Source organism: uncultured Parabacteroides sp., from assembly GCF_905196875.1.
In the GTDB taxonomy this organism is placed as follows: Bacteria; Bacteroidota; Bacteroidia; order Bacteroidales; family Tannerellaceae; genus Parabacteroides.
Genome location: NZ_CAJJWO010000103.1, coordinates 1 through 13,964, shown reverse-complemented (window position 1 = coordinate 13,964; position 13,964 = coordinate 1). Strand labels below are relative to the sequence as shown.

At 40.1% G+C, this 13,964-nt stretch carries 12 protein-coding genes and 2 pseudogenes; 9 read left to right on the top strand and 5 right to left on the bottom strand.

Going from position 1 to position 13,964, the window contains the following annotated elements; translation table 11 throughout:
• Both QZ076_RS20695 and QZ076_RS20690 read left to right on the top strand, forming a co-directional pair.
• Positions 1-485, top strand: a pseudogene (locus QZ076_RS20695) (hypothetical protein); the annotation flags it as partial.
• An 82-nt stretch (positions 486-567) separates the two neighbouring features.
• Positions 568-885: a glycerate kinase gene (locus QZ076_RS20690; RefSeq protein ID WP_365326526.1), complete on the top strand. Its 318-nt coding sequence runs from the start codon at positions 568-570 to the stop codon at positions 883-885.
• Between the two features lie 149 nt (positions 886-1,034).
• Here the strand turns inward: QZ076_RS20690 and QZ076_RS20685 are convergent, their stop codons facing one another.
• From QZ076_RS20685 to QZ076_RS20675, 3 genes are all read right to left on the bottom strand, one after another.
• On the bottom strand, positions 1,035-3,404 hold the full coding sequence (locus QZ076_RS20685) for a DNA/RNA helicase domain-containing protein (RefSeq protein ID WP_293716952.1): 2,370 nt from the start codon (positions 3,402-3,404) through the stop codon (positions 1,035-1,037).
• Positions 3,401-3,742: a nucleotide pyrophosphohydrolase gene (locus QZ076_RS20680; protein WP_293716950.1), complete on the bottom strand. Its 342-nt coding sequence runs from the start codon at positions 3,740-3,742 to the stop codon at positions 3,401-3,403. Before QZ076_RS20680 ends, QZ076_RS20685 begins: the two co-directional genes overlap by 4 nt.
• A gap of 110 nt (positions 3,743-3,852) precedes the next feature.
• Complete coding sequence (locus QZ076_RS20675) at positions 3,853-4,260, bottom strand: MauE/DoxX family redox-associated membrane protein (protein WP_293716948.1); 408 nt, start codon at positions 4,258-4,260, stop codon at positions 3,853-3,855.
• 220 nt (positions 4,261-4,480) lie between these two features.
• Between QZ076_RS20675 and QZ076_RS20670 the strand changes: the two genes are divergently transcribed.
• Together QZ076_RS20670 and QZ076_RS20665 are read left to right on the top strand one after the other, a co-directional pair.
• Complete coding sequence (locus QZ076_RS20670) at positions 4,481-6,364, top strand: ABC-F family ATP-binding cassette domain-containing protein (RefSeq protein ID WP_293716946.1); 1,884 nt, start codon at positions 4,481-4,483, stop codon at positions 6,362-6,364.
• 68 nt (positions 6,365-6,432) lie between these two features.
• Positions 6,433-7,605 carry an MFS transporter gene (locus QZ076_RS20665; RefSeq protein WP_293716944.1) on the top strand — a complete coding sequence of 391 codons (1,173 nt, stop codon included), beginning with the start codon at positions 6,433-6,435 and terminating at the stop codon, positions 7,603-7,605.
• On the opposite strand, the gene QZ076_RS20660 is transcribed toward QZ076_RS20665, so the two are convergent.
• Positions 7,597-8,028, bottom strand: a complete 432-nt coding sequence (locus QZ076_RS20660; RefSeq protein WP_293716942.1) for a hypothetical protein — start codon at positions 8,026-8,028, stop codon at positions 7,597-7,599. The two genes, QZ076_RS20665 and QZ076_RS20660, sit on opposite strands and share 9 nt — an antisense overlap.
• Positions 8,029-8,334: 306 nt before the next feature.
• Between QZ076_RS20660 and QZ076_RS20655 the strand changes: the two genes are divergently transcribed.
• From QZ076_RS20655 to QZ076_RS20640, 4 genes are all read left to right on the top strand, one after another.
• Positions 8,335-8,691, top strand: coding sequence for a hypothetical protein (locus QZ076_RS20655; RefSeq protein ID WP_293716940.1), 357 nt, complete (start codon positions 8,335-8,337; stop codon positions 8,689-8,691).
• 150 nt (positions 8,692-8,841) lie between these two features.
• A complete protein-coding gene (locus tag QZ076_RS20650; protein WP_195374426.1) occupies positions 8,842-9,738 on the top strand; it encodes a YitT family protein in 897 nt (298 codons plus the stop codon).
• Between the two features lie 141 nt (positions 9,739-9,879).
• Positions 9,880-11,079, top strand: coding sequence for a pyridoxal phosphate-dependent aminotransferase (locus tag QZ076_RS20645; protein WP_293716938.1), 1,200 nt, complete (start codon positions 9,880-9,882; stop codon positions 11,077-11,079).
• Between the two features lie 86 nt (positions 11,080-11,165).
• Positions 11,166-12,410, top strand: a complete 1,245-nt coding sequence (locus QZ076_RS20640; protein WP_293716936.1) for an ABC transporter permease — start codon at positions 11,166-11,168, stop codon at positions 12,408-12,410.
• A gap of 3 nt (positions 12,411-12,413) precedes the next feature.
• Here the strand turns inward: QZ076_RS20640 and QZ076_RS20635 are convergent, their stop codons facing one another.
• The gene (locus tag QZ076_RS20635) at positions 12,414-13,586 is read right to left on the bottom strand and encodes a glycosyltransferase (RefSeq protein ID WP_293716935.1); all 1,173 of its coding nucleotides are present in this window, start codon (positions 13,584-13,586) and stop codon (positions 12,414-12,416) included.
• Positions 13,587-13,761: 175 nt separating this feature from the next.
• On the opposite strand from QZ076_RS20635, the pseudogene QZ076_RS20630 reads away from it, so the two are divergent.
• A pseudogene (locus QZ076_RS20630) lies at positions 13,762-13,964 on the top strand (Bcr/CflA family drug resistance efflux transporter); the annotation flags it as partial.

Here is a 13,964-nt window from a genome sequence, read left to right as displayed (position 1 = left end):
AGCGTATCGTACTGATCGGAAGTAGCGCGGGAGCCATCACGGTACTTCATACCGACCATGAACTGGCGAATCGGAGTGAGATGGTGAAAAAACTTCCTCCCGATTTTCATTATGCCGCTGTCGTCTCGTTTGCCGGTGCGATTCTTTCTGTTAAAGGCCGACCGAAGTATGCGACTCTGCCGGCTCCGACTTTGTTTTATCACGGAACGAAGGATAAGATAGTCGTATATAATAAAGTATCGATTTTCAGAAAGGGAATGTATGGAACAAAATCTCTCGTCAAACTCTTCCGGAAAAAAGATTATCCGTTCATGGTTGTTCGCTACGAGGGATTGAAACATAAAGTAGCCTCCTTCACCCGCTTTGAAGCACAGGATCAGATTTGTGATTTTGTCGATATGGCAGTCTCAGGCCGCTTCCATAATGAAGTTGACTTGACGGTACGGGATAAGGAATTACAGCGGAAGTATTCTGAGTTTTTTTGAATAAAAATCAGATTAATTTGTATTAACTTTAAAAGTTTCCCTTGTAAATTGGCATAATTGAAAATATCTTCTAACTGCTTAAATAGTATGGCTTATAACGGTATTTCTACCCGGAGCAGGAGTGGTCGGAGATTTGGGAGGCGGAATGTATGCGCTGTTAGGTACAAGATTATGCCCGGATATTGAGATGGTACTCGATGCTATATCATTCGACAGGCTTTTGGATAATACTGATCTGGTGATTACGGATGAAGGACGGCTGGACCAGCAAACATCCATGGGAAAAGCCTCGGGAGGAGTATTGAAGCACGCTGTGAAAATGAATGTTCCTGTTATTGCCTTTCGGGTCAATATGACTATGAAAATTTATCTGACAAAAAGAGGTTGTAGTCCAGAATAGAAGTGCAGGAAAGTACTGTAAACTATATGGCTGTAAAAAGTAAAAGTCAGAAATATGAAAATGTCCATTTGAAGGGATTGCTCAACAAATCTCCTTCATATCGGCCTCAATACTGACGATCAGTGCAATCTTGCTTATGTTCTTATAGTTTAGTCTGGTTTAACAGTTGCTATATATTCTCCTACAATTCTAAAGTCATTACCTTCAATATCGTTTATTATAATAGGTTTATAATCTTTATTTTGGGGTTCAAGAACAATCTCTTCATGTTGCCAATTGCCTAATTCATCATATTTTTTTTTACTGGTATACATTTTGATAGAATAATTACCAGCATTATCTGTATCATAGAAATTATGATGTTGTGTTAATACTATTTTACCTTGTCTACTTCCTGCTGGATTAGCTCTAAATACACAAAAGTCTCCATCTTGTATATTAGGTTCCATTGAATGTCCTACAGCTTGTACCACATACATATTTCTGTTTAATTTTCCAACTCCTTCTACTCGGATCCAACCAAGTTCTTCTACACTTTCTCCCTCACCAAAATAACCACAAGCAGCTTGTATTGAATAGAGAGGTAGATAATCTATGTATTTTACGTCGTCATTCACATCTGCTTCTACACGAATATTTGTTAGCTTCTTTTCCTGCATGGGGTATAATTGATTCTTAAAGTGTTCCGCTAAAGCAGGGTTACAAAAATAAACATAACATCCTTTCATGCCACGGGTCATTAATGTTCGATAGGTATTCTTGATAATCTCATCGGCATTTTGTAAAGCTTGCTCTTTTTGTTGGGACTGCAGTAAAGATTTAAATCCTTTTACAGATTGGTCATTTTGGGATCGTTGAGTGACATCTGTAATGATTTTATTGTTTTCATATATCATATCTTTACCAACAATTACTCCCACATAATCCAGTTCTAATCCTTGACAAGTATGAATACAACCAATTTCATCGATGGATTCTTCTCTGATAATCCACAGATTTTTATCACTGTTCAGATTCCATCTTTTCTTGAATGAATGTTCTTTTATGACAATGTCATATGCATTCGGATCTTTTTTACTATTCCAGTCCCAGCAGTATCCGGCAACAACTCTTGAGCGTTTGTTAATCTCGTTTTTTGCAGCGATAGTTTCGAATAACTCTGTTGGATCAGAGAATATTCTGAAATCATAGTCTTCTTGTGAAAGGTGTATATTAGCTGTTTCTGCTATTTGTAATGTGTTATCTAACCAACTGAGATAGCCATCCGAACCATTACAACGGAATTGTGAACTTAGTTTTGTAGTATGTACAATAGCACCACATTGTTTTGCGTATTTTTCAATTGAACGTTTTGAACCAATGTCTTTGATATGAATCTTTTGTCTATTGTCCACAAAGAATATGGAAAATTTGGCAGATGTTATAATTTCAACAATTTGATTTTCTCCCAAATTTCCATATAAACCACTTTTCATGTTTAACCTATGAGCTTCATCTACAATTAAAGCATGAAAAGTATTAACCTTGGTATCAATGAAACTGCCACTTCCTACAAATAAGTTATTTATAAAATTTTTTCGGAAACTATTACTTAATTTTGCAGTATATACATCTCTTGGAGCGGCGTTTTTTGATACATATTGTGCGACTAATCCTTCTTTTGAAAGTTGAACTAATAGGTTGATAGCTACTACACTTTTTCCTGTGCCAGGGCCTCCTTCTACGATTAATACCTGCTTTTTACCAGTAACTGAAGAGCGTGCCAAATCCAACGCTGTTTCATAGACGATTTTCTGATCGTCAAGCAAAACAAATTCTTGATTCCCACGTAACATGGATGTCAATGCATCTGCTAATTGCTTTGAAGGTCTAAGTTTCCCGTTGTCTATTAACCAAACAATATCATTTTTAGCACCATATTTAATATGTTGTTTAATGAAATCCTGTAATTTTTGTGTATCTGATTTTAGAAAAATGGGAGCTCTTTGTATAAATTCTTGATAACAATCATTGTTTATGATATTATCAGCTTGATAATTATGTAAAAAAGCACATGGACTGAGTGCGATCTGTTGCTCTCTTATTGTTTCATTATAGTTTTCCAACATAAAAGCATACGACCAAGCTTGATAGGAAGGATGAGCTGTTTCACTTTCTCCATGTTGGAAACGCGTTTTTACAACTCCTGATTTATTGGACAGTTTGGCTTGTTCCCATTGTTTAAGTTCAATAATAACAATATTTTCTTTTCGGTTGGCATCTAATCCTGATATAATGAAATCGACTCTTTTGGATGTTAATGGTATTTGATATTCAATGGCGACCCCTGAATCATCCGGAATATCATTTGTATCAATGACCTTATACATGTGTAACATGGAGTTTTTCCAGGAGAGGACTTCATTGGGGGATGTATGCCTTCCTAAATGAGCTACGAAGGCGTGATCTATCTCGTCTGCAATTCTACCATAGAAGACATCTTCGATGAAACTTTTTTTGGAAGCATGGTAAATAATCATAATTCTGTATATTTCTTGGCAGTACCTTTTGCTTTATTTACCGGATATTTCTCATCATTCTTTTTTAACTTATTTAGGATAATATCTTTGACATCCAAATTATACTTATGGGCTATGAGAAATGCATAGTTCATAACGTCTGCAAGTTCTTCTTTTATTTTATCTATATTTACATCTTCAGCTTTCTTCCAAAGAAAGGCTTCTGTTAATTCTGCAGCTTCTATTGAAAGTGCCAAGGCCAGATCTTTTCCATTATGAAACTGATCCCAGTCCCGATCTTCTGAGAATTGGATTACTTTTTCCATTATATCGTTGATGTCCGACTGTTCGTTATGCATACTATTATAAGATTTGTTTTGTTCTTATTGTGAAACAAAGCAAAGTTATAAAGATTTTGCTATTGGATGTATGGCGAGATGGTTATTTCATCTAAATTTTTGTACAACTCTTAATCGCTGTCCTTGTAAAGCAAGAATGCACATCCCGCTGCAGCAAATACACTATAATCGAATGGAGCTTTTATATTCAAAGAAAACAGCATGGCAAAAGCAAAAATCAATAATAGAATACCGCTAAGAAGAGCAACCAAACGTTTTTGGAAACCTATTAATAGTAATACGCCAAGTACGATTTCTGCAATTGTAGCTGTCCAGGCGGATAGTGGTAACAGATATTGAGGAACCCACGGCAATAAAACTCTGGTGTAAGCGGTAAAACTTTCCATATTACTCCAAACTACATTGTTACTTCCCAATAATGGAGTCCATAACCCTAAACGGTCTGCAACAGCTGACAAAAAGCCAAAAGCTAAAGCAACGCGTGCAAACAAAGATATATAATCTATTTTTTTTGCCATATTGATAATGTTCAAAGAATGATATTTAAAATCTCTCTTGATAATGATTTTCAGAATCAAGCGGAAATCTTTTATTATAAAACGGGAGAAAGGTATTATATGTTTTGATTAGGTACATGAAAATGTATTATATATTGAAATAAGTCGGTATTAGTATAAAAAGTTATCCTCTACCAAATTTTTGTATCTTTGCCCCTCAAAGTAAAGTACAAAAGGCAATATGATCAGTTATTTACAGATAGACGGACTGACCAAGAGCTTCGGCGATTTGGTTCTTTTTGAGGATATTACATTTGGGATTGCGCAAGGCCAGAAAGTAGGTCTTATTGCAAAGAACGGGACAGGTAAAACAACATTACTGAATATCATTGCCGGAAAGGAGGATTATGATAATGGGGCGGTTGTGTTCCGTAACGACCTGCGTGTCGGTTATCTGGAGCAAACACCTGTTTATCCGGAAGGGTTGACAGTGCTGCAGGCTTGTTTCTATTCTCCCAATGAGACGGTTCGTCTGATTGCCGAGTATGAAGAAGCGATGGCGAGTGACGATCATTCTAACCTGCAGGATATCCTGATGCGTATGGATAACCTGAAAGCCTGGGATTATGAACAGCGTGCCAAACAAATCCTATCACAACTGAAGATTACAAACTTCGATCAGAAAGTTGAACATCTATCCGGCGGACAGTTGAAACGTGTGGCACTTGCCAATGTCCTGATTACCGACCCCGAACTGATCATCCTCGATGAGCCGACCAACCACCTCGATCTGGAAATGACCGAATGGCTGGAAGGATATCTGAGCCGTGCGAATATCAGTATCCTGATGGTTACGCACGACCGTTATTTTCTGGATCGTGTCTGCAGCGAGATTATCGAAATAGACCGTCAGCAGATATTCCAATATAAAGGAAATTACAGCTATTACCTGGAGAAACGCCAGGAACGCATGGAGACGATGAATACGGAAGTAGAACGAGCCAATAACCTGCTACGTAAAGAGCTGGAATGGATGCGCCGTCAGCCGCAGGCACGTGGTACGAAAGCTAAATATCGTATTGATGCTTTCTACGAGCTGGAAAAGAAAGCCAAGCAGCAACGGGACAACGGTAATGTGAACCTGGATGTGAAAGCTTCCTATATCGGTTCGAAGATATTTGAAGCGGAGCATGTAACGAAGAGCTTTGGAAACATTAAGATCGTTGAAGATTTCAATTATATTTTTGCCCGTTTCGAGAAAATGGGTATTGTCGGTAACAATGGGACCGGGAAGTCTACCTTTATTAAAATGCTGATGGGCGAAGTGGAACCTGATAGCGGCCGTTTCGATGTCGGTGAAACTGTTCGTTTTGGCTATTATAGTCAGGATGGTTTGCAGTTTGACGAACAAATGAAGGTGATCGATGTCGTGCAGGATATAGCCGAATATGTCGATCTTGGGGACGGAAAGAAGTTGGGTGTTTCCCAATTCCTGAATTATTTCCTGTTCACACCCGAAAAGCAACATAGCTATGTCTACAAGTTGAGTGGTGGAGAAAAACGCCGTTTATATCTGTGTACCGTCCTGATGCGTAACCCTAACTTTCTTGTGCTGGATGAGCCGACTAACGACCTGGATATCGTAACGCTCAATGTGCTGGAAGAGTATCTGCGTAACTTTAAGGGTTGTGTAATCGTTGTTTCGCACGACCGTTACTTTATGGATAAAGTAGTCGATCATCTGTTGGTATTCCGTGGTAATGCCGATTTGAAGGATTTCCCCGGTAATTATACCCAATACCGTGACTGGAAAGAGGTGCAGGATCAGTTGGAGAAAGAGGCGGAGGCGGCCCGTCAGCCCAAACAAATACCGGCTCCTGAAAAGAATAACCGTCTGCAGGCTGAGCAGAAAAAGAAACTTACTTTCAAGGAGCGGAAGGAGTTTGAAGCACTGGAAGCGGAAATACCGCAGCTTGAAGCCGAAAAAGCTGAACTGGAAATGGCAATGAGCAGCGGAACACTTAGTAACGATGAATTGATGACTAAGTCGGAACGTATTGCGAAAATAATTGAAGAAATCGACGAAAAGACAATGCGTTGGCTGGAGCTAAGTGAATTGGCTTAATACGGTATTACATATATAATATAATGTACGGGTGGGAGTATTTCCATCCGTATTTAATTACTAAAGATATGAACGAAGCGAAACCTGTGCTTTGGAACCGGAATTTCATTCAGTGTTGTATCTCTTATTTCCTGATGAACTTCTCATTCTACATGTTGATGCCAACTATGCCGGTTTACTTGGTGGAAGTTCTGAAGATTAACCCGTCGGAAGTGGGAATCGCTCTTTCCAGTTATTCGATCGGTTTGTTATGTGTTCGTCCGTTCTCCGGATATCTGGTGGATTGTTTTTCCCGTAAACCATTATATTTGTTTGCCTTTATGGTTTTTGCCTGTATGTTTGCCGGTTATCTGTTTGCTACGACGGTGCTGACTATTATGGCTGTTCGTTTTATACAAGGTGGGTTTATGGGAATGACGTCCGTTGCCGGAAATACCATAGCGATCGATGTGATTCCTTCTAAACGAAGAGGGGAGGGAATGGGCTTTTATGGGTTGACGATCAACCTGGCGATGTCTCTCTCGCCGTTGGTGGCCGTGTTTATCTATGATCGGTTTGGTTTTCATCCTGTGGTGTTTGCTGGATTGGTAATCGCTTTGGTGGGTGTCGGTTCGGTTTGCCTGATCCGTTATCCGAAGCGGGAGAAAGTGCCGAGACCAACTTTTTCACTGGATCGTTTTATCCTGGTGAAAGCATTGCCGACAGCTCTGGCTTATCTGCTGAGTGCGATTCCTTATGGGATGGTGACCTCTTTTGTGGTGTTGTACGGAAAAGAAATCAATATCGCAAATCCCGGGTATTTCTTTATTTTCATGGCGATAGGAGTCGGTACGGCCCGTTTGATTTCCGGGCGTCTAGTGGATCATGGAAAAATACATCTGGTATCAATAACTGCATTGGCTTTCTTAACCTGCTCTTTTGCAGTCTTTGCTCTGTTTCATAATGAAATTGTCTTTTTTGCTTCGGCGTTGGCGATCGGTATCGGTTTCGGAGTTTGTGTGCCTGCTATACAATGTCTTTTTGTAAATGTTGCCCCGCATAATATGCGGGGAACAGCAACATCTACCTACTTGACTTCTTTCGATTTTGGAGTGGGGATCGGAATGCTTGCCGCCGGCTTTATTGCTTCGTACACAGATCTCGCAACAGCTTATCTGGTCGGCTCGGGTTGTTGTCTGGTGTCGCTTTGTGTCTATCTGCGTTGGGTACGACCCTCGTATGAGAAATATAAGTTAATGTAATCCCCAAACCTGTACTTTTGCTTTTCTGTGTTTGTGATCTGCTCCCTGGCGCCTGGGCTCTGATTTGTAGTACATGATGACCTCTTTGATAATACGTCGGTTGCCTTTGAGATCCAGATAGCGGGAATTTTTTCCGGCAGGAACAAGCTGGTTGAAGTTTAAATTATCAATACTTCCGTTTGCATACTTTACTGCTACACGTAAGAAGTTTACGGGAGCTTTATCTACGTGGAATCGTATGGCGGTAAATGTCCCTTTATGTGAACAATTGATCACATCCTTGTCTAATGTTAGATTTACACTTCGTTCACCCAGTTTCTCCCATCGTCCGATTTTTTTTGCTTGTGTAATACTCGAAATACCGAATAGCATGATTGCTATCCACAGTAAAATTGAAAAGCGATTCATTTTCTTGTTATGCATCTTCTAAAAATTTGACTACAAAAAAATATCATTTAGTTTGATTATGTAGTATCGGTTAATTTTATTTCTGCTAATAATGTTTCTTTTAGCCAAAAATAAATTGATATTAGAAAGAAAAAATTAGATTTAACCAGAACTGCTATTTTACAACCTCCTTCTATCTTGTAGTACATATATCTTTTTAAAAACTGTTTGTGAACAATGTTGTAAAACATATTGTTATATACATGAAAACAATAATATAAAAAGATTGAAAGGAGGCAGCGGCCTCCGGGTTTAGGTTTATTAATTTAATGTTTAGGTATTATGAGACGTATAGGTATGGCTGTAGCAGCCGTTTTATTATGTGCAACTGTAGGTTTTGCACGCGAGAACCGAAACAATGTGAGTAGAGAACCGTTTGCTATTAACTTTGAGAAATTGAGCTATTATTTACAATTGACTCCCTCTCAGGTGGATGAAGTAGCAAATATAAATGAATATTTCCTTGATATGCAACGTGAAAGTCTTCGTTCGAGCGAAAGCAAACAACAGAAGAAAATGCATCAGGCTGTATATGGAAATCTGAAATTGATGAAAAAGGTTCTGACTCAGGACCAGTATCGCAAATATGTGACATTGTTGAATGTAACGAACAATAATAACCGGGCTTTAAGCCTTTAATAAAGAAAGGATCCGGATAAAATATCATTCGGTGAACGGTTACTGAAAATTGATAGAAGAGATTGCGCAATTTGTTTGTGCAGTCTCTTCTTTTTTTATTTATCTTTGCGACACTTAAAAAACAAATAATGAAATAATGGTTAATCTTGTATGAAACAATTAAGTCTTCCTTCTAATGCTACTTTGAAAAGTGCTGTCGTCGACTACTCTTTTATCGTGGTCGGGGCTTTTCTTCAGGCACTGAGTTATGTGCTGTTCCTTGCTCCCTTTAAAATTGTTCCGGGAGGGTGTTACGGTATTTCTATTGTGATACATTATGTAACGAAAGGAGTTTTCTCGATTTTTCCGGATGGTTTGCCGATGGGTGCTACTGCTTTATGCTTTAATATTCCGTTGATGATTCTGGCGATGAAAAAGATCGGTCTGTCGTCCGGTCCTAAAACGATTGTGACATTCCTTCTGATATCCATCTTTACGGATACCCTGTCGTATTTCTGTGGAAATGAACCGTTGGTGGAGAATGATACTTTTATAGCCTGTTTCTATGGTGGAGCAATTTTGGGTATCGGTGTAGCCTGTATTTTTAAGGCGCAAAGTACGAGTGCCGGAACAGATGTTCTTGCCCGTGTGATAGCCAACAATTCCAATCTGAAAGTCAGCAACATGATCATTCTGCTGGATTCGGCAGTCGTATTGCTGGGATTAATCGTCTTTAAGGATTGGGCTGTTCCTTTGTACTCCTGGTTTACTATTTTCGTATATGGCAAGGTGGTTGAAATGTTCCAGACGGAGAATCCGAACCGTGCCGTATTTATCGTGTCGAAAAAGACACAGGAGATAAAGGATCTTATTGTCGGAAAGATGGGGATGCGCGGTACGTTCCTGCACGGGCGGGGAATGTATGAAGGAAAGGAGAAAGAGATCATCTTTACAATAGCCGAACGTAAGGACATGCCGCGTTTGAAAGACGAGATTAAAGAGATAGATCCGAGTGCCTTTATATCGACAATGCATGCAAGTAAGGATTCACCTCGCCCTGGTATTTAATGAATTGAAAATAAGAAATTGAAAATTGAAAATTAAATAGGGGGAAAGACTGCAAACCGATATTAATTTTCAATTTTCAACTTTCAATTTTCAATTATTTCCTATCTTTGCCGAACTTTAAACTAACATATAGAAAAAGTAATGCCTAATATCTCACAGCGGGGTGTCGACATGCCGGCTTCCCCCATTAGAAAACTAGTTCCGCTAGCCAATAAGGCTAAGGCAAAGGGTACCAAGGTGTACCATCTGAATATCGGTCAACCGGATTTACCTACTCCAGAAGTCGCGATGGAGGCCATGCGCCGTATTGATCGTAAGGTTTTGGAGTATTCTCCCAGTGAGGGAATACGTAGTTTCCGTGAGAAATTGGTTAAGTACTATGCGAAATTCAACATCCATGTAGATGTTGACGATATAATCATCACTACCGGTGGCTCCGAAGCTGTATTCTTTTCTTTTATGGCTTGTCTGGACCCGGGTGACGAAATCATTGTTCCCGAACCTGCGTATGCGAACTACATGGCTTTCGCTATCTCAAGCGGGGCTGTGATCAAAACTGTTCCGTCTACTATCGATGAAGGGTTTGCCCTTCCGTCGGTGGAGCGTTTTGAAGAACTGATCACACCGCGTACAAAAGCGATCCTGATCTGTAACCCGAATAACCCGACCGGTTATCTTTATACACAAAAGGAGATGGATCAGATCCGTGATATCGTGAAGAAGTACGATCTGTTCCTTTTCTCGGATGAGGTGTATCGCGAGTTCTGTTATACCGGAGCACCTTATATCTCGGCTTTCCATTTGAAGGGGATAGAGAATAATGTAGTATTGGTCGATTCTGTTTCCAAGCGTTACAGTGAATGCGGTATCCGTATCGGTGCGCTGATCACGAAGAACCAAATGGTCAAGGAAAATGTTATGAAATGGTGTCAGGCGCGTTTGAGTCCTCCTTTGGTCGGACAGATCATAGCCGAGGCTTCACTGGATACGTCTGAAGAATATATGCTGGAAGTATACAACGAGTATGTGGAACGTCGTAAATTCCTGATCGACGGTCTGAATCGTATTCCGGGCTGTTATTCTCCTATTCCGATGGGAGCATTCTATACTGTAGCCAAGCTGCCGGTGGATGATGCCGACAAGTTTTGTGCCTGGTGTCTGGATGAGTTCGAATATGAGGGACAGACGGTTATGATGGCTCCGGCTTCCGGTTTTTATACAACGCCCGGCTTGGGAAAGAACGAGGTTCGTATCGCTTATGTCCTGAAAAAGGAAGACTTAGCTAATGCACTGATCGTCTTAGCAAAGGCGTTGGAGGCATATCCGGGAAGAGTCGTTTAATCAGTTGGCAGTTGACAAGTGACAGTTGACAGTTAAATGTTTGTTCAATTGTCGATTGTCAACTGTCAACTATCAACTGAATCGAATTGAACTTAGAACTATTTATAGCGCAAAGAATTCATTTTAGCAAGGAGGGTGATCGTCAGGTCACACCTCCTGCTGTGCGTATTGCCATAATCGGTATTGCACTCGGGCTGGCTGTGATGATTCTTTCTGTAGCGATTGTAATTGGTTTTAAGAAGGAAGTTCGTAATAAGGTGATCGGGTTTGGTTCTCATATCCAGATCACTAACTTTGATAATAACAGTTCGTACGAGTCGACACCGATAGCAGTAAGCGACTCTTTGCTTCAGGCACTTCATGCATTTCCCGGAGTTCGTCATGTGGAGACTTTTGCCACAAAGATGGGTATCATGAAGACCGATAACGATTTTCAGGGAGTTGTATTGAAAGGAGTGGATACGGATTATGACTGGTCTTTCTTTCGTAATAACCTGAAGGAGGGCGATATACTCACGATAAATCCGGATAAGACTTCCACAGATGTTATTATTTCCAGATATCTGTCTAATCTGCTTGGTCTTAAACTGGGGGATTCTTTTCTGACTTATTTTGTACAGGAAGATGTCCGTATACGTAAATTTACGATTACAGGTATTTATGAGACGGGATTCCTGGATTATGACAAGTTGTTTGTACTGGCTGATATCAAGCAGATCCGCCGTTTGAACGGTTGGGAAAAGGATCAGGTGAGCGGTCTGGAATTACTGGTCGATGATTATGACGATCTGGATCAGACTGCGGAGGATTTGTATTTCGATCTCGTAGAGAAGCAGGACCGGAGCGGGAATACCTATTTTGTTCGTTCGATAAAGGAATTGAACCCTATGATCTTTAACTGGCTGGATGTATTGGATATAAATGTGGTGGTAATATTGGTCCTAATCTTTGCAGTAGCCGGATTTACCATGATCTCAGGTCTGTTGATCATCATTTTGGAACGAACCAATATGATCGGTATCCTGAAAGCGCTAGGGGAAAACAATACCAGTATCCGTAAAGTCTTTCTTTATATTTCTTTTTTCCTTATCGGGAAAGGAATGCTTTGGGGGAATGTGATCGGTATTGCTATTTGTCTGATTCAGTCTCGTTTCCATATTATCACGCTTGATCCTTCCACTTATTATCTGGATGCAGTTCCCATCGACCTGAATATTCTTTCACTTGTTCTGTTGAATATTGGAACTTTATGTGCATCCATGCTGATGATGCTTGGGCCGTCTTACCTGATCACCAAGATCGATCCGGCTAAAAGTATCCGTTTCGAATAACCCTTATTTGTTTCCCAACCGGAAAGTATAGTCGTTTTTCCCGCGAAAGGCCCGGTATATCCTTACATACAGGTTGAATAAAGGTAGAATCAGTTCAAGGAAGAATAACCATCCTGTGACCGGTTTCTGCCGTAACAAATGAGCGGATTTATGTAGGATTGTCGCTTTTACGGCAAATCTGGTGATATATAACAAGCCTGCGAGAACGGATAGCAGCCAGTTTCCGTAAATGCCGAGAACGATTGAGGCGACAACTGCCAGGAAGAAAAGGAAATAGCTCATGCTTTCCATCCTGTAGAAAGTCAGTGTCCCTCCTTTATAATGGCGATGAGTGGCAGCGCGCGAAACTTTCATTTCTTTCCACATACTGAACCGTTCTATTTTTGCCATTTCAGTGATGCTTTCGGGAGTATATTCCACTTTTGTGTTTTTACCGTTTGCCGATTCGTTGATGAACAGGTCGTCGTCTCCGGCGTGCAGGCTCAATGATTTATAATATCCTTTGTGGGCAAAGAATAAATCTTTTTTATAAGAAAGGTTACGTCCGTTGCCGACATAGGGGTGGCGGGTTAGGGCTGAGGATATGTATTGTAGTCCGCTCATCAGGTTATCGTAAGCGACTAGTTTATGAAAGAAGCCCTTATGGTTGCCGTAAGCACAAAATCCTAATACGATACTGGTTTCTTTATTATAGTTGCGTGCCATCATAGAAATCCAGTTTTTGCTCATAGGCTCACAGTTCGCCTCCGTGAAAAGGAGGATGTCGTGTCGGGCAGCTTTGATTCCGACAGTCAGGGCCAGTTTTTTTCGGCTCAGATATTTTACATCTTCCGGAATATAGGTGTGATACAGATGTTTATTGTCGTTTTTTAGCTTTTTCAATACTTCGTCACTCTCGTCCGTAGAGCCGTCATTCACCACGATTACTTCATATTCGGGATAGTCCTGAGTCAATAAAGACGGTAGATGTCTCCGTAGGTTTTCGGATTCGTTTTTTGCATAGACAATAACAGATACGGCCGGTTGAGCCTCTTTTTTCTCTGTATTGTCTCTTTTGGATTCCTTTAATGGGCGGGCGTATGTCACCAGATAATACAAAAGTTGAATGATAAATAAACCGGCAGTTGTGGCCGCCAGGATCAGTTCTATATTGTTGAATATGAATAAGTCTTTCATTATTGAAGCTATATTTAAAAAAACGTACAAATGTACATGTTTCCTGCTTAATTACCATACTCATAAAAGAAATATCCGAAGTTCTTTATTGTCCCAGTAAATGTACAATTAATGTAAAAGGCGGACGGAAAGAAGGAAGTACTTTTGTAGCGGTAATTTTAATAGGAATAACGTGATGAATAGAAAAATGGGAATTGTGGTTCTGGTCCTTTCCTTACTGGCAGCGCTGGAACCTCTGAGTATAGACCTTTATCTTCCTGCTTTTACGGATATTGCCGAAAGTTTGCAGGTCTCTCTGAGTGAAGTACAAATATCCTTATCTATTTTCCTGGCGGGTTTTGCTATCGGGCAATTGTTTTGGGGATCGCTTTCCGATTA

Excerpts from the sequence above, each read along its gene's own strand:
- QZ076_RS20685 (WP_293716952.1), bottom strand. The coding sequence starts at position 3,404 with ATGATTATTTACCATGCTTCCAAAAAAAGTTTCATCGAAGATGTCTTC.
- QZ076_RS20680 (WP_293716950.1), bottom strand. The coding sequence starts at position 3,742 with ATGCATAACGAACAGTCGGACATCAACGATATAATGGAAAAAGTAATC.
- QZ076_RS20675 (WP_293716948.1), bottom strand. The coding sequence starts at position 4,260 with ATGGCAAAAAAAATAGATTATATATCTTTGTTTGCACGCGTTGCTTTA.
- QZ076_RS20670 (WP_293716946.1), top strand. The coding sequence starts at position 4,481 with ATGATCAGTTATTTACAGATAGACGGACTGACCAAGAGCTTCGGCGAT.
- QZ076_RS20665 (WP_293716944.1), top strand. The coding sequence starts at position 6,433 with ATGAACGAAGCGAAACCTGTGCTTTGGAACCGGAATTTCATTCAGTGT.
- QZ076_RS20660 (WP_293716942.1), bottom strand. The coding sequence starts at position 8,028 with ATGCATAACAAGAAAATGAATCGCTTTTCAATTTTACTGTGGATAGCA.
- QZ076_RS20655 (WP_293716940.1), top strand. The coding sequence starts at position 8,335 with ATGAGACGTATAGGTATGGCTGTAGCAGCCGTTTTATTATGTGCAACT.
- QZ076_RS20650 (WP_195374426.1), top strand. The coding sequence starts at position 8,842 with ATGAAACAATTAAGTCTTCCTTCTAATGCTACTTTGAAAAGTGCTGTC.
- QZ076_RS20645 (WP_293716938.1), top strand. The coding sequence starts at position 9,880 with ATGCCTAATATCTCACAGCGGGGTGTCGACATGCCGGCTTCCCCCATT.
- QZ076_RS20635 (WP_293716935.1), bottom strand. The coding sequence starts at position 13,586 with ATGAAAGACTTATTCATATTCAACAATATAGAACTGATCCTGGCGGCC.